This is a genomic window from Lysobacter sp. M2-1 (assembly GCF_022662495.1).
In the GTDB taxonomy this organism is placed as follows: Bacteria; Pseudomonadota; Gammaproteobacteria; order Xanthomonadales; family Xanthomonadaceae; genus JAKPBU01.
Genome location: NZ_JAKPBU010000001.1, coordinates 1961806 through 1979384, shown reverse-complemented (window position 1 = coordinate 1979384; position 17579 = coordinate 1961806). Strand labels below are relative to the sequence as shown.

The 17579-nt window shown below is 67.4% G+C and carries 12 protein-coding genes, 1 tRNA gene and 1 pseudogene; 4 read left to right on the top strand and 10 right to left on the bottom strand.

Features of this window, described 5'->3' with window-relative positions:
• Window positions 1-37: 37 nt before the first annotated feature.
• The 3 genes and pseudogenes from MC375_RS08625 to MC375_RS08615 form a co-directional block, all read left to right on the top strand.
• Window positions 38-514 (top strand): annotated as a pseudogene (locus MC375_RS08625) (Dps family protein); the annotation flags it as partial.
• 332 nt (window positions 515-846) lie between these two features.
• Window positions 847-2703 (top strand): DNA helicase RecQ, encoded by a 1857-nt coding sequence (recQ, locus tag MC375_RS08620; RefSeq protein ID WP_242102864.1) that lies wholly within the window; start codon window positions 847-849, stop codon window positions 2701-2703.
• Between the two features lie 42 nt (window positions 2704-2745).
• Complete coding sequence (locus MC375_RS08615; protein WP_242102863.1) at window positions 2746-3222, top strand: GNAT family N-acetyltransferase; 477 nt, start codon at window positions 2746-2748, stop codon at window positions 3220-3222.
• 82 nt (window positions 3223-3304) lie between these two features.
• Here the strand turns inward: MC375_RS08615 and MC375_RS08610 are convergent, their stop codons facing one another.
• Window positions 3305-3712, bottom strand: coding sequence for a DUF1801 domain-containing protein (locus tag MC375_RS08610; protein ID WP_242102862.1), 408 nt, complete (start codon window positions 3710-3712; stop codon window positions 3305-3307).
• Between the two features lie 289 nt (window positions 3713-4001).
• On the opposite strand from MC375_RS08610, the gene MC375_RS08605 reads away from it, so the two are divergent.
• A complete protein-coding gene (locus MC375_RS08605; RefSeq protein WP_242102861.1) occupies window positions 4002-4898 on the top strand; it encodes an alpha/beta hydrolase in 897 nt (298 codons plus the stop codon).
• Between the two features lie 65 nt (window positions 4899-4963).
• Here MC375_RS08605 and MC375_RS08600 read toward each other — a convergent pair.
• From MC375_RS08600 to MC375_RS08560, 9 genes are all read right to left on the bottom strand, one after another.
• Window positions 4964-5039 (bottom strand) — tRNA-Lys (locus tag MC375_RS08600).
• 96 nt (window positions 5040-5135) lie between these two features.
• Window positions 5136-6119: a hypothetical protein gene (locus MC375_RS08595; protein WP_242102860.1), complete on the bottom strand. Its 984-nt coding sequence runs from the start codon at window positions 6117-6119 to the stop codon at window positions 5136-5138.
• Between the two features lie 81 nt (window positions 6120-6200).
• Window positions 6201-7358 (bottom strand): right-handed parallel beta-helix repeat-containing protein, encoded by a 1158-nt coding sequence (locus MC375_RS08590; RefSeq protein WP_242102859.1) that lies wholly within the window; start codon window positions 7356-7358, stop codon window positions 6201-6203.
• Window positions 7348-10314, bottom strand: a complete 2967-nt coding sequence (locus MC375_RS08585) for an asparagine synthase-related protein (RefSeq protein WP_242102858.1) — start codon at window positions 10312-10314, stop codon at window positions 7348-7350. Before MC375_RS08585 ends, MC375_RS08590 begins: the two co-directional genes overlap by 11 nt.
• Window positions 10315-10341: 27 nt before the next feature.
• Window positions 10342-12591 (bottom strand): polysaccharide biosynthesis tyrosine autokinase, encoded by a 2250-nt coding sequence (locus MC375_RS08580; protein WP_242102857.1) that lies wholly within the window; start codon window positions 12589-12591, stop codon window positions 10342-10344.
• On the bottom strand, window positions 12588-14525 hold the full coding sequence (locus MC375_RS08575; RefSeq protein ID WP_242102856.1) for a UDP-N-acetylglucosamine 2-epimerase: 1938 nt from the start codon (window positions 14523-14525) through the stop codon (window positions 12588-12590). The genes MC375_RS08580 and MC375_RS08575 overlap by 4 nt, the downstream gene beginning before the upstream one ends.
• Window positions 14526-14835: 310 nt before the next feature.
• Window positions 14836-15381 (bottom strand): low molecular weight phosphotyrosine protein phosphatase, encoded by a 546-nt coding sequence (locus tag MC375_RS08570; protein ID WP_242102855.1) that lies wholly within the window; start codon window positions 15379-15381, stop codon window positions 14836-14838.
• Window positions 15382-15394: 13 nt separating this feature from the next.
• A complete protein-coding gene (locus MC375_RS08565) occupies window positions 15395-16591 on the bottom strand; it encodes a polysaccharide biosynthesis/export family protein (protein ID WP_242102854.1) in 1197 nt (398 codons plus the stop codon).
• Window positions 16592-16761: 170 nt separating this feature from the next.
• On the bottom strand, window positions 16762-17565 hold the full coding sequence (locus MC375_RS08560) for a YdcF family protein (protein ID WP_242102853.1): 804 nt from the start codon (window positions 17563-17565) through the stop codon (window positions 16762-16764).
• Window positions 17566-17579 lie beyond the last annotated feature (14 nt).

The window sequence follows — 17579 nt, the reverse complement described above, 5'->3', positions numbered from 1 at the left end:
GAATCCGGCCGCCTCGCCAGGTCCGGCCGACAAGGGACCGGCGATCGATATCGGGATCGGCGCGGGCGATCGCAAGAAGATCGCACAAGGCCTGTCCACTTACCTGTCGGATGCGTTCACGCTTTACCTGAAGACGCACAACTTCCACTGGAACGTGACCGGACCGATGTTCAACGCCCTGCACACCATGTTCGAGGCACAGTACACCGAGCAGTGGAACGCGCTGGACGACGTGGCCGAACGTATCCGCGCCCTGGGATTCAACGCCCCCGGTTCGTATGCCGAGTTCATCCGCCTGTCCTCGATCGGCGAAGAACCAGGCCTGACCCAGGCGCCGGACTGGCGCGAGATGGTGCGCCAGCTGGTGGTGGGCAACGAGGCAGTCTGCCGCACCGCGCGCAAGGTGCTCAAGACCGGCGAAGGCGGCGGCGACGACCCGACGGTGGACCTGATGACCCAGCGTCTGCAGACCCACGAGAAGTACGCCTGGATGCTGCGCTCGCTGTTGCAGTAGGGCCTGCCCCGGACCCGATCCGGGGTCGGGCCTCCGCGCCCGACGATTGGCCGGCCACGGAAGGTGGGGTCAGGCTCCGGGCCCTGATGCCCGAACAAACGCCGAAGCTGTAGGTCGGGCCTACGCGCCCGACGTGCGCACAACTGCACGGCCTCTAGGGCAGCCACCATAAGGCGTGCCACACCCCGACGTCCGCGCAACCCATCATCGCGAAGCGTCGGGGCCGTAGCCCCGACCTACGAGCGGGTCGATAGCGGAAAGCGGAGTTTTCCTGCCCCATCCAGCGGGGTTCCCGTACACCGGGTGAGACGGACGGTTGCTAACCTGCCCGGATGTCCGCCGTCCCTGATCTCCCCGCCCAACCCGCTGCCCTGGATCGGCTGCGCGACGTCTTCGGCTACGACGCCTTCCGCGGGCCGCAGGCCGAGATCGTCGCGCATGTGATGGCCGGCGGCGATGCGCTGGTGCTGATGCCCACCGGCGGCGGCAAGTCGCTGTGCTACCAGCTGCCAGCGCTGCTACGCGCAGGCACGGCCATCGTGGTCTCGCCGCTGATCGCGCTGATGCAGGACCAGGTGGAAGCGCTGCGCCAGCTGGGGGTGCGGGCGGCCTTCCTCAATTCCAGCCTGGACGCGCAGGCGGCGAACGCGGTCGAGCGCCAGCTGGCCGCGGGCGAACTGGACCTGCTGTACGTGGCGCCCGAGCGCCTGCTCACCCCACGCTTCCTCTCGCTGCTCGAACGCGCGCACATCGCCCTGTTCGCGATCGACGAGGCCCACTGCGTCTCGCAGTGGGGCCACGACTTCCGCCCGGAATATCGCGAACTCACCCTGCTGCACGAACGCTGGCCGAACGTGCCACGGATCGCCCTGACCGCCACCGCCGATACTCCCACGCGCAACGAGATCGTCGAGCGCCTGGCGCTGGAGGACGCGCGCCAGTTCGTCAGTTCGTTCGACCGGCCGAACATCCGCTATACCGTGGTGCCCAAGCATGGCGGTCCGCGCCAGCTGCTCGACTTCATCGATGCACGCCGCGGACAGACCGGCATCGTGTACTGCCTGTCGCGGCGCAAAGTGGAGGCCACGGCGCAGATGCTGGCCGACGCCGGCATCACCGCCCTGCCCTACCACGCCGGCCTGGACGCGGCCGTGCGCGCGGATCACCAGCGCCGCTTCCTGCGTGGCGAGGGCGTGGTGATGGTGGCCACGATTGCCTTCGGCATGGGCATCGACAAACCGGATGTGCGCTATGTCGCCCATCTCGATCTGCCCAAGTCGATGGAAGGCTATTACCAGGAGACCGGCCGGGCCGGCCGCGACGGCGAGCCCTCGGAAGCCTGGCTCGCCTACGGCCTGGGCGATGCGACCCTGCTGCAGCGGATGATCGCTGCCTCGGACGCGGCCGAGCAGCGCAAGCTGCTGGAGCGCCGCAAGCTCGATGCACTGCTCGGCTACTGCGAATCCACCGATTGCCGGCGGCGCACTCTTCTCGCCTACTTCGGCGAAGCGCACCCGGGCCGATGCGGCAACTGCGACAACTGCCTCTCGCCGTCGCAGACCTGGGACGGCACGGTGACCGCACAAAAGGCCCTGTCCTGCGTCTACCGCACCGGCCAGCGTTTCGGCGCAGCCCACCTGATCGACGTGCTGCGCGGTGCCGACAGCGCCAAGGTGCAGCAGTTCGGTCACCAGCACCTGAGCACGTTCGGCATCGGCCAGGAACTGGACGCCAGGCAATGGCGCAGCGTGTTCCGCCAGCTGGTGGCCGCGGGTCTGCTCGAGGCGGACGTGGAAGGCTACGGCGCCCTGCGCCTGACCGCGGACAGCGGCGCCGTGTTGCGTGGCGAACGCACGCTGGCGCTGCGCAGCGATCCGCCCGCGACCCGCAGGCGGGGAAGGCGCGACGGGGCTGCCGGCCCGATGGCCCGCTCACCCGTCGACCTGCCGGTCGACGCCGCGCAGCGGTTCGAGGCGCTGCGCAGTTGGCGCGCCGAAGTCGCGCGCGAGCAGAACCTGCCGGCGTATGTGGTGTTCCACGATCGCACCCTGCGTGCGGTCGCACTCGATCCACCGCGCGATCTGGACGCGCTTTCGACGGTGGAAGGCATCGGCGCGGCCAAGCTCGCGCGCTACGGCGCGCAGCTGATGGCGGCGCTCGAGCGCGCCACCGACGCGCGTGAGGCCTGATCCATTTGCGCACGTAACGGACAAGCAATCGTGGTGGTTGGAATGAACATCAGAAACGCCCATGCCGCGGAGATCGATCGTCTGGCCCGCATCTGGTACGACGGCTGGCAGGACGCCCACGCGCAGATACTGCCGGCAGAACTGGCGCGCCTGCGTACCTTCGAGAGCTTCGGCGAGCGGCTGCGGGCCGCGCTCGACCAGGTCCGCGTGGCCGAGCTGTCAGGTGAAGCCGTCGGCTTCTGCATGGTCCATGGCGACGAGCTCTATCAGCTCTTCGTCACCGCAGCTGCGCGTGGATCCGGCGTGGCCGCGGCGCTCGTGGCCGATGCCGAGGCGCGCCTGGCCGCAGCAGGCGTCGCCACCGCCTGGCTGGCCTGCGCGATCGGCAACGAGCGCGCCGCCCGCTTCTACGAGAAGTGCGGTTGGCAGCGCACCGGCACCGTCGTCAATCCGCTGGACACGCCAGCCGGCATCTTCCGCCTGGAGGTGTGGCGCTACGAGAAGCGGCTGGTGGGCTAACGGCCATCGCGACCTGCAAGGCTTCGGCCGTCGAGCGAATCCGGCTGCTTCGCCAGCGACCAGGCAAACGTCCGGATGGGCGCTAAGAGTTCGTGCCCTGTGGGACCTTGGCTGCAACCCTTGGGTCGCCGAGCTGTTGGTTCAGCTCGATTGCCGCCTCGACCAGGCTCCTGGCCCGCGCAGGACTCACTTCATCGCCCTCGACCAGCACCATATTGGCCAATTCGTACCTGCCGCTTGGCTTCAGGCGCCTGTCAACGTTCGCCAACTGCTTGCCGCGCCAGAAGCCAAACAGCACGCGCGTTTCCTCGGCTCGGATCAGCAGCACGGGGCCATTAAAGGAATAGACCAGGTGCCCCCACTTGATCCGTTCTTCCAGCTTTCCCGCTGCAAGCGCGGAACGACGCAGGCTCTCGACGAGGACCTTGCGCCAGCCGGTGAGCGCAGCGACGTATGCGTCGGGCGAGTCTGCGGGAACTGATTTCTTCATGAGGGCAGCGTGACGGCAATCTGGCCGAACCCGAAAACGGTCTCGGCTCGAGTGACTTGTCAACCACTCCGTTGAGTATCGGGTGTATGGCATTTTCCCGGATTGGCTCCAGTGAAACACGCACCGCTGGGTCTTCCAAGCATCGCTTTCGAGGCGTTTGATAGGGCCAATCGAGAATTTTCTCCAGCCAACTACCCGAGCAGGCCCGATGCTCAGTCGTCAACGATTTCCGTGCCGTTCACTGCACCTGCAGTCCGGCGCTTGTGCGCGAGCGATTCTCCGAACGGCAATGGCATGCATTCTGCTCGCACCCATGCCCGCATTGGCGACCGGGACCCGGTCTTCGGAGCGGATATTTGCCAGCGCGTTCGCCCAGACATCCGAGGGCGTCACGATCCACTACCTGCACGGTGGCAAGGAAAGCCCGCATCCGACAGTCGTATTCGTGCCTGGCTGGACCTGGTCGGCATCGATCTGGACGGAGCAGATGCGAGCCTTGGCCGATTCGCGCCGCGTGGTGGCCATCGATCCGCGTTCGCAGGGCGAATCCTCCCAGGCGCCGAGCGGAAACACTCCGGAGGCCAGGGCCGACGACCTGCACGCGCTGCTTCCGAAATTCAGCGAATCGCCTGTGGTGCTGGTGGGCTGGTCGCAAGGCGTGCAGGACATCGCCGCCTATATCGAGCGCCATGGCACCGGGCGCATCGCCGGGTTGGTACTGGTGGACTCCGCGTTGGCGGCCGGGCCGGCAAGTTTCACTGTTGACCCGGAGGGAACCAACCTGCTGCTGCGCCGGATCTCCCTCTACGCCCACTATCCCAGCGAATATCTCGCCGGAATGATCGATGCGAGCCTGGCCCAGCCGATGAGCGCGGACAGGAAATCCTCGCTGGTGCGTGCGTCCGCGAAAACGCCCACGGATACCGGGATTGCGATGCTGGTATCCGACCTGCTCACCACCGACCGGCGCGGCGTGGTTGGCAAGATCGACAGGCCCACGCTGATCGTCGCTGCGGAGAACTCAGGCGAGATCGAGGCGCTGCGGCAGATGGCGCGCGATATACCAGGCGCGCAGCTGAGCGTGATATCGGGCGCGGGGCACGCGGTCTTCGTCGACCAGCCCGTGCATTTTTCCGAGGCACTCGCCCGGTTCCTGGACGACCTGCCGGGAACGAAGCCCCGATAGGTACGACCCGCGACCGCAACGACGGGCTTGAGACGCCCGGATCCGAGGAGTTGGTTGCGCTGCGATGGTGGGCCGTGATGGATTCGAACCATCGACCAGCGGATTAAAAGTCCGATGCTCTACCGACTGAGCTAACGGCCCACATGAGGCTCCGGCGCGCGGGCCAGACCGGGCATTTTAGCGCAGCGGCGACGGTATGCGGACGCGGGCGCCCACAGGGCTGTCCCCGGCGCGCGCTCACCTCGGTGTGGCGGGTCGGTCGCCTTGCGCCTGCCGCGCGCGTTCGAGCCGGTAGGCTGCGATGCGGACTTCGGCTGCATCGGGAGCCAGCGCGCGGGCGGCGGCGATCTTGTCGAAGGCGCTTTCCCCGGGCGGGTCCATCAGGTCGCCACGCGCCAGGGCGTTGGACGCCTCATCCAGCAGGCTGCGAACGCGGGTTTGCCGCGCGGCATCGACAGACGAGGGAAGCCGCGCGCGCGCCGCACGCGCGCGCGCCAGATCGTCGACGGCCTCGCGCACTGCGACGGCATCCGGATCCAGGTTGCGGGCCATGGCGAGTTCCTGCTCGGCCGCGTCGAAGTCGAAATCCGCCGCCAGCCGTTGCGCGCGCACAGCATGGGCAGCGACGATCTTCGCCAGGCCTTCCTCGGCGGCGGTGTCGTTGCTGGAGCGTTGGAGCACCGCGCGGTATCCGTCGGCCGCCTGCTGCAGGCGCCCGCGACGCAGGTCTTCGTCGGCGCGGCTGCGCAGGGCTTCGGTTTCCCCGGCCGCTCGCGCGGATTCGGTTGCCGCGGCTTTCGGTGCGTCGGTGGCGTCGTTGTCCGCGGCAATGGCGGACGGTTCGACCGGCGCCGCTTCGCGCGCGGGCGGCGCTTGCGCAGGTGCGGACAGGGCGCGAAGCGGAGCGGGCTCCGTCGCATCGGCCGTATCGGTCGTGGCGCGTGGCGGCGGCGTGGCGGCGGGCGGTACCTGCTCCGGCGGGCGCGCGGCAAGGGGGCGGGCGTCGTTCTGCAATCGCTGCCCCTCGGCCTGCCGGCCACCGACATAGGGTTGCCACAACGGCTGCGCGAGCACTGTCAGTACCGCGACGGCGGCCACGCCCGACAGCCAGGCGAGCGCGCGCAGGGGCGTGCGCCAGCGTACGCGCAAGCGTTCCGACTCGCGCTTGCGTTCGGCCGCGCGGCGCGCAATGTGGAGTGGCAGGTCGCGATAGTCGCTCATCGATTCGCCATCATTGCTTCGGTGTGGATCGCGGCGGCTCTCCGTGATTGGTCATTGCCTCGCACGTGAGACCGGGCGGGTTCAGCGGTCCGCATCATCGAGGAACTGGTTGCCGGCCAAGGTGATTCCCGATGTGTCTTCCGCCTGCCGGATGTGCGCGCCCACCGGCAGCTTGGCGCGCTTGGCGTCACCGCGGCGGCGCAACGAATTGCCGCGGAAGCGGTTGCCGCTGACCCTGAAGTCGCGGGTGCGCGTGCGCAGCAGCACGCCGGTGTAGCCGTTGTCGCGGATCTCGTTGTCCTCGATGGTGCCGTCGGCGGCCTCGATGGCAAGCACGCCATAGCCGCGATTGTCCTCGATGGTGCAGCCGCGGATGGTGACGCCGCGCACGCGGTGGTAGATCTGGATGCCGCTGCCATGATTGCCGTGGATGCGGCAGTTCTCGATATGGGCGCGTTCGACGTTCCAGGGCGGATCGGCTTCCAGGTCGATGCCGCACTGGGGCATCGTCCCGGCGGTGTCGCTGAACTGGCAGTCGTAGACGCGCACGCCCCGCGAATGGCCGATCGTGAGCGCCTGGCGGCGGTTGCCGGTGCTGACCACGTTGACCAGCACGATGTCCTCGCTGGGCTCGGGCACCTTGTCGGTCTTCTTCGCCCTCTTGCCGCCGATGGCGATGCCGTCGCCCCAGCAACCCGACACATGGATGTCGCGCACGGTGACGCGCCTGGCGCCGTACAGCGCGATGCCGTGGCCCCACTCGCCGCTGTCGCCGAGGTGTCCATCGCGGTCTCCCTGGATGCGGCCCCCGGAAATCTCCACGTCACTGACGCGGGCGCCTTCCAGCACATAGGCGCGTTCGGCCGCGTTGGGTTTGGCCAGCAGGCGTGCGTCGGGGGCGAGGTCGAGGTGCATCCTGCTGCGCAGGACCACCCGGCGCGTGGGGTCGATCACGTAGCTGCCGGCCGGGACTGCGACCGTGCCGCCATCCTCCGGCAGGGAATCGATGGCGCGCTGGAACGCGGCGGTATCGTCGTTCATCCCGTCGCCGCGCGCGCCGGTGCTGCGCACGTCGATCCGGGTCGCGCCGCGCTGGCGCCGGGGTGCCGTGCGCTGCGCCATCGCAGCCAACGGCCCGGCGGCGAACGCGAGCGGCATCGCCAGCAGCAGCCGCCTGCGCAGCAGATCGATGGGTTGCCGCGGTACGCATCCGATGCGACGACGCAGCCTAGACGTCACCGCGCCCTCCTTGATCGGCATCCTGCGCGCCGTGGCACGCGATCCAGGGCAACACCACCGCCAGCAGATAGAACTTGGAGGCGTGGTACTTGTTGCCGAGGCGTCCGCGGTTGCGTTCCAGCCAGCCGGCAGCGCCGGGCAGCACGTCGCGCGCCTCGGCGGCGAAGGCATGGACCTGGTCGAAGCGCTGTTGCGCCAGCCCGCGCAGATCGAAACGGAAGCAGCCCTTGTGCTCCACGTACGGGAGCCGCTCGAAGCGCGTGGCGATGTGTCGCCGCACCAGGGCCTTGTTGGCACGGGTCACCGGATCGACGTGCTGATCGGACGGCACCTGCCGGTACACCCAGTCGCGCAGGACCCGGTCGCAGAACGGGTACGCCACCTGCAGGCCCAGCGCGCTGGCGGTGTACAGGCCCTTGGCGAATCCACCGGCGGCCTCGGAGATGGTCAGCGTGATCGCCTTCCAGTCGTCGCTGCTGGGTACCGACGCGATCTCCGAACGGAACGATGCCAGACGCGCCTTCGACAGCGTGGCGATCTCGCGGCCGAAAATCTCGTCGACCTCGCTGTTGGTGAAGCGCGAGCCGGGAAACAGCCGCTCGCTCGGATCCATCTGCAGGGTCGAAAGCAGGTAGCAGGCCTTGAAGCTGCGGCCGAGCAACGGCAGTTCGGTCAACCAGCGCGGCAGCCGCAGATCGCGCGCCAGCCAGGACAGCACCCGATGCTGCGAATGCATCGGCGTGCCGAAATAGATATCGGAACCCAGCCCGTCGACCGTGCCATCGCCGTTTTGCGCCGCGATCGTCGTCGCCATGTCGGCATAGGACAGCAGGGCGAAGTCCGCGGTCAGCAACGGCATCTGCGGCAGCATGGCCAGATAGCGGTCGTAGGCGCGGCCCGGATCGCAGGTCAGGACCTCGTGGCGCAGCCCCAGCCTGCTGGCCACGGCATGCGCGGAAGCGATCTCGTTCTCCTCGCGTCCACCCAGGTAGGTGATGCAGACCGTGTCCGGGCGCACCTCGGCCGCCGCGATGGCGAGCGTGGTCGAATCCTTGCCGCCGCTCTGCAGCAGCCAGGGCTGGCCGATCTTCGCGCAGGAGCGCTCGAACGCCTCGCACAGCAGGCGGTGGTACTCGGCGACGGTGGCTTCTTCGTTGTCGCCCTCGGCGCGCTTGCCGCTGTCGCGGAAGTTGAAGTGGAACTGCGGCTCGTCGTGCATGTCGTGGCGCGGATCGAAGCCGAAGGTCGCCAGCTTCACGTCCTCGAAGACCGAGTGCGGCGGATAGACGAAGCCGTTGCGCAGCAGGTCGGCCATGGAGACCTCGTCCAGCCGGCTGCGACGGCGGCCGCCGCCGTCGACCGCCGAGAAGTCCGGCCTGCCGTAGTAGGGCGACATGGTGATCTGCACCCGCGCCTGCTGCGACTGCGGCCGGCGCTGGCTGTGCTGCACCAGCCACGGCAGCACCACCGCCAACAGGTAGAACCTGGAGGCGTGGTACTTGTTGTCCATGCGCTTGCGGTTGCGCTCCAGCCAGGTCACGGCACCGGGCAGCAGGTCGTGCGCCTGCACGGCGAAGTCGTGGACCTGGTCGAAGCGCTGCCGCGCCAGGCCGCACAGGTCGAAGCGGAAACAACCCTTGCGCGCGACGTACGGCAGGTGCGCGAAGCGCGTGGCGATATGCCGGCGCACCAGCACCTTGTTGGCCCGGGTCACCGGATCGATGCGCTGTTCGGACGGCAGCTGCGTGTAGACCCATTCGCGCAAAGCGCGATCGCAGAACGGGTAGGCCATGCGCAACGACAGCGCCGGCGCGGTGTAGAGACCCTTGGCGAAGCCGCCGGCGATGCCGGAGATCGAACTGGTGATCGCCCAGTACTCGTCGAGGTTGGCGGCCGATTCGATCTCGGACAGGAACGGGGCGAGACGCGCCCTGGATTGTTCGGAGATTTCGAGACCGAACAACTCGTCGACCTCGGCATCGGTAAATCTCGAACCCGGAAACACGCGCTCGAGCGGATTCATCTGCAGCGTCGACATCAGATAGCAGAACTCGAAATTGCGCCCCAGCAGCGGCAGCTCCGTGGCCCGACCCGGCAGTCGCAGCCCGCGGGCCAGCCAGGACAGCATGCGCTCGCGCCGCTGCACGGAAGCGCCGAAGTACCCGTCCGCGCCCATGCCATCGATGATGCCGTCTCCGCCTTCGCCGGCGATCGTGGTCGCCAGGTCCACGTACGAGAGCAGCGCGAAATCCGCGGTCGGCAGCGGCATGCGCGGCAGCAGCTCCAGATAGCGGTCGTAGGCGCGCCCCGGGTTGCAGATCAGCGTCTCGTGACGCAGGCCGAGCTTTTCCGCAACCAGCGTGGCGGAAGCGATTTCGTTCTCCTCGCTGCCGCCCAGATAGGTAATGCAATGCGTCTCCGGCCGCACTTCGGCAGCGGCGATCGCGAGCGGCGTGGAATCCTTGCCGCCGCTTTGCAGCAACCATGGTGAACGGATTTCCCGGCACGAGGCTTCGAACGCGTCGCACAACAACTGGTGGTACTTCTCCACCCAGTCGACGTTCGTCCCGTCGTGTCGCTGGCTGCGCCCGCTCTCATGGAACTGATAGCGGAACTCCGGCTGGCCGTGCATGTCGTGCTGCGGATCGAAGCCCGGCGTGGCCAGCTTGAGATCGCGATAGATCGAATGCGGCGTGTACACGAAGGCGTTGCGCAGCAGGTCGGCGACCGACACCAGATCGAGCGGCGCGCCGGCTTTGTACTCGTCGGTCAGCGCGGAGAAGTCCGGCTCGTCGAGGTAGGGCGACATGGCGATCTGCAGACGCCGCGCTTCGCCGTCCGCCGTGATGGCGTCGGCCGGCTCGGACATCGACGGCGGTTGCAGTGGCGGGCGCGCGGCCTGCGACGCGGCGAGGGCGTCGCAGTCGAGTTCGCTGGCGACGATAGACGACGACATGTGCTGGCTCATCGCGCCGCCGCCGCCTCAGCCGGGCTGCGCGCCAAGGTAATCGTCGCCGTAGGCATAGTGGTAGCTGCTCCGTTTGTTCAAGCCGTTGACGATCGCGCCCTTGATCTCGACCCCGCTCTGCTCGAGTCGCTGCTTGGCCAGTGCGATCTCGCGCGCCTGGCTCAGGCCCGAGCGCACCACCAGCAGGGTGGTGCCGACGTGCTGGCCGATCACCGCGGCGTCGGTCACCGCCAGCACCGGCGGGGTGTCGATGATCACCAGGTCGTAGTTGGCGGCGAGCGTGTCCAGCAACTTGCCGAAGTTGGGATGCATCAGCAGTTCCGACGGATTCGGCGGCGGCGCGCCGCGCGAGATGAACGAGAGATTCTCGGCGCCTGCGACGGTGCGCACCGCTGCGTCCAGGGTGATCTGCCGTGAGATCAGTTCGGACAGGCCTTCCGTGGCGCGGACGCCGAGCACTTGATGCAGGGTTCCGCGACGCATGTCGGCGTCGACCAGCACTACCCGCTGACCCGCCTGCGCGACTGCGACCGCCAGATTGGAGCAGACGAAGGTCTTGCCGACGCCCGAGCTCGGTCCGGCGATCATCAGCAGCTTGTTCTCCGGCTCGATCCGGGCGAAATGCAGGCTGGTGCGCAGGAAGCGCAGCGCCTCCATCGCCCCATCGGTTGGCGAGTTCAGCGCCAACAGCTGCGGACGCAAGTGACGGGAACGCCCGCGCCGCTGGCGCAGCGCCAGCGTCCGCTCCTGCGGGCTGTCGAGAATGGCCGCGTAGACCGGCAGGCCAAGCCGCTCGACGTCGGCCGGATCGGTGACGCCGCGGTTGAACATCTGCCGCAGGTAGACGAACGCGATCATCAGCATCGCGCCAAGCGCAGTAGCACCGAGCACGATCGGAACCTTCAGCGGCCACACCAGCATGGCAAGGTCGGCCGACGGGCGATCGATCACGCGCACGCTGCCGATCGCGCTGGCGCGGGCGATGTCGAGTTGCTGCGCCCGGTCGAGCAGCGTCGTGTAGGTGCGGTTGGTAACCTCGACGTCGCGGGTCAGGCGGAACAGGCCCTGCTGGATGTCCGGCAGCTTGTTCATGCGCGCCTGCAGTGCGCCCTTCTCGCTCTGGAGCTGGCCGATCTGCTGGCGCAGCGCCTTGGACGCCGGGTGCGCGGGCGTGAAGCGGCGCGCGATCTCCGGCTGCTGCGTCTGCAGCGTCTGCAGGCTGGCGTTGATGGCGACGGTCTGGTCGAGCAGCGCACGTGTCGACAGCTCGATGTCGACGGTACCGACCTCGCTCTGGAACTTGTTCAGCGCCGCCTGGGCGCGCGAAAGCTCCTTGCGCACCTTGGGCAGCTGCTCGTTGACGAACTGCAGGCTGCGCTCGGCTTCCGCGGAGTTGCGCTGCACGTTGCTGCGCACGTAGGCGCTGGTGATATGGTCCAGCACCTGCGCCGCGACCGCCGGATCGGTGTCGCGGTAGGTGACGGAGATGATGCCCGAATCCCGCCCCTGCTCGGTGGCCTCGATGTTGTCGGCCAGCGCGCTGATCGCCGCCAGCGGGTTCAGCCGGGTCACATTGAAACGGGTGCCGGGATTGGCGCGCAGCGTCTCCACGTCGGCGACCACGGTGCCGGCCCGCGCGACGGTGCCGGTGCGCCCGCGCACCAGCAGCTCCCCGTCCTGGTCGAGCAGGCGATAACGGCCCGATGGCTCGGCGACCAGCACCAACGGCTGGTTCAACAGGCTGTCAGGCACATCGAGCTGCTTGATGTGCAGTTCCTCGCCTCCCCAGCCATAGCGCGACAGGCCGAACAGCGGCGGTGCGACGTCTCCGGGTCGCTTCGGCGCGTAGCGGTGCGCGAGGAAATCCCCCAGGATCGGCAGCCGCTGCGGCTCGATGCGGACGTCCAGGTCCAGCTTGTTCACCGCATCGCTGAACAAGGTGCGCGAGGTCAGTAGCGGAATCTCGGTGACCGCCTGCGAGCGTGCGGGTTCGACCAGGGTCAGGGACGTCTGCGGCGACTGTCCGGGAGCGCCGGCGCTGCCGCGCTCCACCTGCACCAGGGCGCTGGCCTGATAGGTCGGCTTGGCTGCCATGACGTAGATCACACCGGCGAGGAAGAACATCGCGGTGCCGATCAGGATCAGCCACTTGTGGTCGTTCGCCACCCCCACGAGCGCGCCCAGGTCGATATCGTCATCGCGCAGATGCCCCGCGTCACGCGCGATGATGTCCGTGTGTCTGCCGTCCACGGTGAGTTTTTTCATCTGCTCTCTCCTGCCGTTGCCGGCGCCTGCGCGCCTTGCCGGGCATATTCGTTCGCCGCCAAGCGGGGCGGAGGTACCTCTTCCTGCACCTCGGATTGCGTCGCCGGTGCCCCGTGCGGCAGGTGCGCCAGCGCCTCGGCGATGCGCACGCAGGCGTCGGCGGAACGCGCGCGCGCGCGCCGCGACCCGATGCCTGCGTGATCGGTGACCGTAATCCGGTCCTGCGGAATTCCCGCGGCGATCAGTTCGTCGCTGGTGCGCTCGCTCGAGGTGAAATGCAGCGAGGCCAGGGTGTTGATGATCCTGTCGTTGGTCTCGGCATGCGCCTGCACTGCGTCCGCCCCGGGCGACGCTTCGGTTCCCATGCGCGCCACCGGGATCTCCTGGTAGTACGCCACCAGCGCGGTGGCGAGCACGGTCGGCGACTCGCCATGGATCAGGACCACGTCCGGGTCGAACGCCCTGACCATGCGCCCCATCTCATCCATCGTCCGCGAGACCACCGCCGCGGGATCCTGAGGCAGGCCGGGGTCGGGCTCGGGTTCGCCGCGGCTACGGTCGGCGGAGCGGCGGTCCGCATGCAGTTCCTGGTCCTGGAGTCCGGCGACGCAGATCCGGGCGTCGAAGCGCGCGTCCGCCGACAGCTGCTGCATGATCGGCACCATTTCCAGGTCGCCGGGCGTTCCGTCGAGCACGCACAGCGCCCTGACCCGCCCGTCGTGTGCGGAGCCGGATTGCGCGACAGGCTCGTCGCGCTGGTCGAAATCGGAATCCGGTGCCTGCACCGTAAGAGGGACCTGCAGCCGGCCGTCGTCGCTCGTGACGGCCATCGTGGGTGGCGACGTGTGCCGCGACCCGCTTCGTGCGATGGAAAGCGCACTGGCCTGCTTTCCGAACAACAAGTACACCCAGGAACTGCCCAGCAAGCCGGAGATCGCCCCGGAGAGGCGGTCCGGCAAAGCCGTGTGGTGGCCGTTCACCGCCATCCGCAGCCAAGCGACGGCGCGCGGACCGCGCAGCACATACGCCACCAGCACGCTCAGGAATGCGAGCAGGCTCAGGCCTTCGGTCACATCGCGCATCGCATAGCCCAGCGCAGCCATCAGCCCACCGCTGGCGACGACCAGCGCCAGCGTCTTGCGTGGCGACAACCCCGCATCCAGCAGCATGTGATGCAGGTGTCGACGGTCCGCGCGGAACGGCGACCTTCCGCTGCGCACGCGCTGGTACATCACCGCGATGGTGTCCATCACCGGCAACGCCACGCACCACAACACGTCCACCGGTGCCAGCCCGCCGCCGCGCTGGCTCAGGGAAACCAGGCTCCATGCCAGGACGAAGCCGAGCAACATGCTGCCGGCATCGCCCATGAAGATCCTGCGCCCATCCGGCCAGCCCAGATTCACCAGCAGGTACGGCACCAGCGCCACTGCCAGCAGCTGGAGCATCAGCAGCACGCTCGGCACCGGCCATTGCACACCGCTGAAGGCGAGGATCGCGGCGATGCTGATCATGCTCAGGCTGCCGGCAAGACCGTCGATCCCGTCGAGCATGTTGAATGCGTTGACCAGACCGACCACGGCGACGACGGTGAATGGAATGCCGAGCCAGTACAGCCGGATCTCGCCACCACCGAACAGATTGCCGGCACTGTCGACGTAGACGCCGGTAGCGGCCATGACCAACACCACCGTACCGGCCTGGATCAGCAGCCGCGTGCGCGGGCTGAGGTCGTACAGGTCGTCCAGCAGGCCGAGAAGAACGACGATCGCGCCGCTCACGAGCAGGGCGACCACGAAAGGGTCGTAATGATGGAAGTAGATCAGGCCGGCGATGGTGCCGATGAAGAAGCACAGACCACCGATCAGCGGCACCCTCCCGCGATGGCGTTTGCGCTCGCTCGGCGTATCGACCAGGCCGATGCGTCGCGCCAAGGGGCGCAGCCAGAATATGGATGCCAGGGTAACCGCTACTGTAATGGCGCTCGCGGCAACAAACTTCTCATTTTGCATGGGCGTGTCGGGGCGGGCCTTCGAGGAATTGCTTGCGGACGGAGCGCCCCTGTAACGCGCGTCACCAAAACAAGGTACGCACGCCATCCTTACAGGTAGGTGAACTACGCTCACCTGGCTCCATCCTTGTGGGTTTCGAACTTGCTTTCTCGGGAAACGCTTCTTGCTCTGTGGCCAATCCTCACGTACATGGATTGGCTGCCGGCGTCCCTGCCCGCAGACGCGGGCGGCACTACATCATCGTGGCCGCGGCGACACGGCCATTCAGCTGTTCATGCCAATCGTCGACTGCGCGTTCGATCAAACTGCAGACACGTGCATACGCATCCGCGGTGTATGGATGCGGATCCGGAATCTCCGCACCGCCCGACCACTTTCCGAGCGTGAACGTGCGTCCGGACGCACATGGCGACAGCGCCTGCACCGCAATGGCCTGTGCGCAATCCATCACCAGCACCATATCCGCCGCTTCCACGAGCGCGCCGGTCACTTGCCTGGCGACGTGCGGCCGTCCGCTCAGGCCACGCGCGGCGAGCGCCGCTTCGGCCCGCGGATCGATGCCGAGCCCGTTCAGCGCGTTCAGCCCAGCGGACTGCACCAGCATCGGCTGCTCGCGGAACCTGTGGCGCCACAACGCCGCTGCCATCGGACTACGGCGCACGTTTCCGGCGCAAACGATCAGCACATGAACCCTCGGCAATGGCGAAACCATGCGCGGCGCGAATACCGCCGGGTCCGGCGGGGTCGCTCGATGCAGCTGCAAGAACGCGTCTGCCATGGTCTGCTCGGGCTCAGTTGCCACCAGGCACCGTGGCAGCGTTGCGGATGATCCCGGACAGCGGCAGCAGCTGGCTCAGGAAGCGGTTCCAGCGCGTTACGCCTGCCTCGCCGACGAACACGACGTCTCCCGCCCGCACCGGGAACCGGTCGGCCAACGCGAACCCGGCCGGCGAACTGGCATCAAGCTGGTACACCGTCGACGGTTGCTTCTCCATGTCGTTCACGTCCATGCCGCGGATGACGTAGACCGCTTCCTCCTTCGCCGTAGTCGGATTCAGGCCTCCGGCGCGACCCAGGGCCTGGGTGAGCGTCATGTCCGACGTCTTGAATGTGAGCGCCTGCGGCTGCAGCACTTCGCCCAGGACGTAGACCTCCTGGCGGTCGTTGAACGGCAGGTACAGGCGGTCGCCTGGCTTCAGGTAGATTTCGGGCGTCGACCCTCTGTTGCGGCTCAGCGCGTCGAGGTCGACGTGATGGTTCTTGCCGTCGCGCGTGAGGATCAATCCGGACAGGTCGGCCTCGTCGGTATTGATGACCGCAGCACCGATCGCCTGCGACAGGGTCAACGGAACGGTGGTGATGTTCTGCGGGCTGGTATTCTGGAAGGCGCCCTGCAACGTCACGCGGCTACCGTATCCAGCCATGTTGACGTCCACCTGCGGACTCTGCAGATAGGTGGACAGTTTGCTGGTGATGACGTTACGCAGCTCTTCGAGCTGCATGCCCGCGACCTTGAGGGTGCCGACGAAGGGGTAATAGAAGGTGCCATCCGGATGTACGAGGCGGCCGTTCGCCTGCGGGTTCTGCCCCCCGCCCTGATTGACCTCCATCAGTTCCGGATGATCCCAGACGGTGACCAGGATCGTGTCGCCCGGGCTGATCCGGTAGGACTCGGGACGATACTGCAGCAGTTCCTGCGGTGCGGCGGGTTGCTGCTTCGCACTGATCTGCGAGACCAGTTCCGGCGTGATCTTCACGAACTTCACGTGACCGCTCTCGACCAGGTTGCCGAGATTGCCTGACTGCGCCTGTGCTGCCAGGCACACACTCAGGGCGACCGCCACGACGATGCCCCTGAGCAGGCGCAGCCGGGTCAGCGCCCGATTGCGGCCGGACTTGCTGAATGGGAGTAAGGGGCGTTCCGTGCCGATGAGGAAGCGCGCACGCGGGGGGGTTGCGGCGCAACTGAATGCGGTCGACGGTTGCACGGGGGAAGGGCTCCTGCTGCGAAATTTTTCACTCGAACGAAACGGGGAGCAGGGAGACTAGCGATGGCCTCATTGCAGAAGCGTGAAACCCATCGCTATCGCGAGCTCCGATTCATCACTCTTTTAGTGCGGTTCATTTTCAGCTGACCATCTGTCGCGCAACGGTTCTTTCACATTTCCGAATCCGTCGGCACGGGTTCTGCATGACCGTCCACAAAATTCTGCGCATGGATGGCGAACAGGGCTGCGTACTCCTTCAATGCCCGTCCGCTGCGCCATAGCGCGTACGGACTCGGCAGCCACCGCTCCCGCCAACTCTTGCCGAGTTGGCCCTCCGGCACCGGCACAGGCACCACGTCGATGCCGGCATCGCGGAACAACAGGCTCGCGCGCGGCATGTGCACCGTCGAGGTCACCAGCAACACCTTCCGCACCCCGTGCTTACGTGCCAGCGCCGCGGTCAGGCGCGCGTTGTCGCTGGTGTTGGCGCTGCCTTCCTCCAACAGCAGCGCCGATGCCGGAATCCCGGCCTTTGCGATCGCTGCGGCCATGATCTCTGCCTCACTGCGCCCACCGCCGCCGTTGCCACCAGAGAGGATGATCAGTGGTGCCCGCCCGGCCAGCCACGCGCGCGCACCGGCCGCCAGCCGGCTGGTCTTGAGCTCGTCGGGATCGACGCTGTCGCGGCTCATCCAATTGCCATAGCGCCCGCCGCCAAGCACCACGATCGCGTCCGCCCTGGGCAGCGCTGCCTCGGCAACGACGGGATTATTGCGGGCGAGGCTTCCGCGCAGCTGCGCGGAAAACCACGGGATCGACCACAGCAGAGACCACGCGAACGCGAAGACCATCAGCCCGCCGCCGATCCTGCGCCGCCGCAACAGCCAAGCCAGGATTCCACATCCCAGCAGACACAGCGACAAGGTAGGCGGAAAAGTGAGTGCAACGGCGAGTTCCTGTACGGCTGAAAGCATGGGTATCCGGGAAC

Excerpts from the sequence above, each read along its gene's own strand:
- recQ (WP_242102864.1), top strand. The coding sequence starts at position 847 with ATGTCCGCCGTCCCTGATCTCCCCGCCCAACCCGCTGCCCTGGATCGG.
- MC375_RS08615 (WP_242102863.1), top strand. The coding sequence starts at position 2,746 with ATGAACATCAGAAACGCCCATGCCGCGGAGATCGATCGTCTGGCCCGC.
- MC375_RS08610 (WP_242102862.1), bottom strand. The coding sequence starts at position 3,712 with ATGAAGAAATCAGTTCCCGCAGACTCGCCCGACGCATACGTCGCTGCG.
- MC375_RS08605 (WP_242102861.1), top strand. The coding sequence starts at position 4,002 with ATGGCATGCATTCTGCTCGCACCCATGCCCGCATTGGCGACCGGGACC.
- MC375_RS08595 (WP_242102860.1), bottom strand. The coding sequence starts at position 6,119 with ATGAGCGACTATCGCGACCTGCCACTCCACATTGCGCGCCGCGCGGCC.
- MC375_RS08585 (WP_242102858.1), bottom strand. The coding sequence starts at position 10,314 with ATGTCGTCGTCTATCGTCGCCAGCGAACTCGACTGCGACGCCCTCGCC.
- MC375_RS08580 (WP_242102857.1), bottom strand. The coding sequence starts at position 12,591 with ATGAAAAAACTCACCGTGGACGGCAGACACACGGACATCATCGCGCGT.
- MC375_RS08570 (WP_242102855.1), bottom strand. The coding sequence starts at position 15,381 with ATGGCAGACGCGTTCTTGCAGCTGCATCGAGCGACCCCGCCGGACCCG.
- MC375_RS08560 (WP_242102853.1), bottom strand. The coding sequence starts at position 17,565 with ATGCTTTCAGCCGTACAGGAACTCGCCGTTGCACTCACTTTTCCGCCT.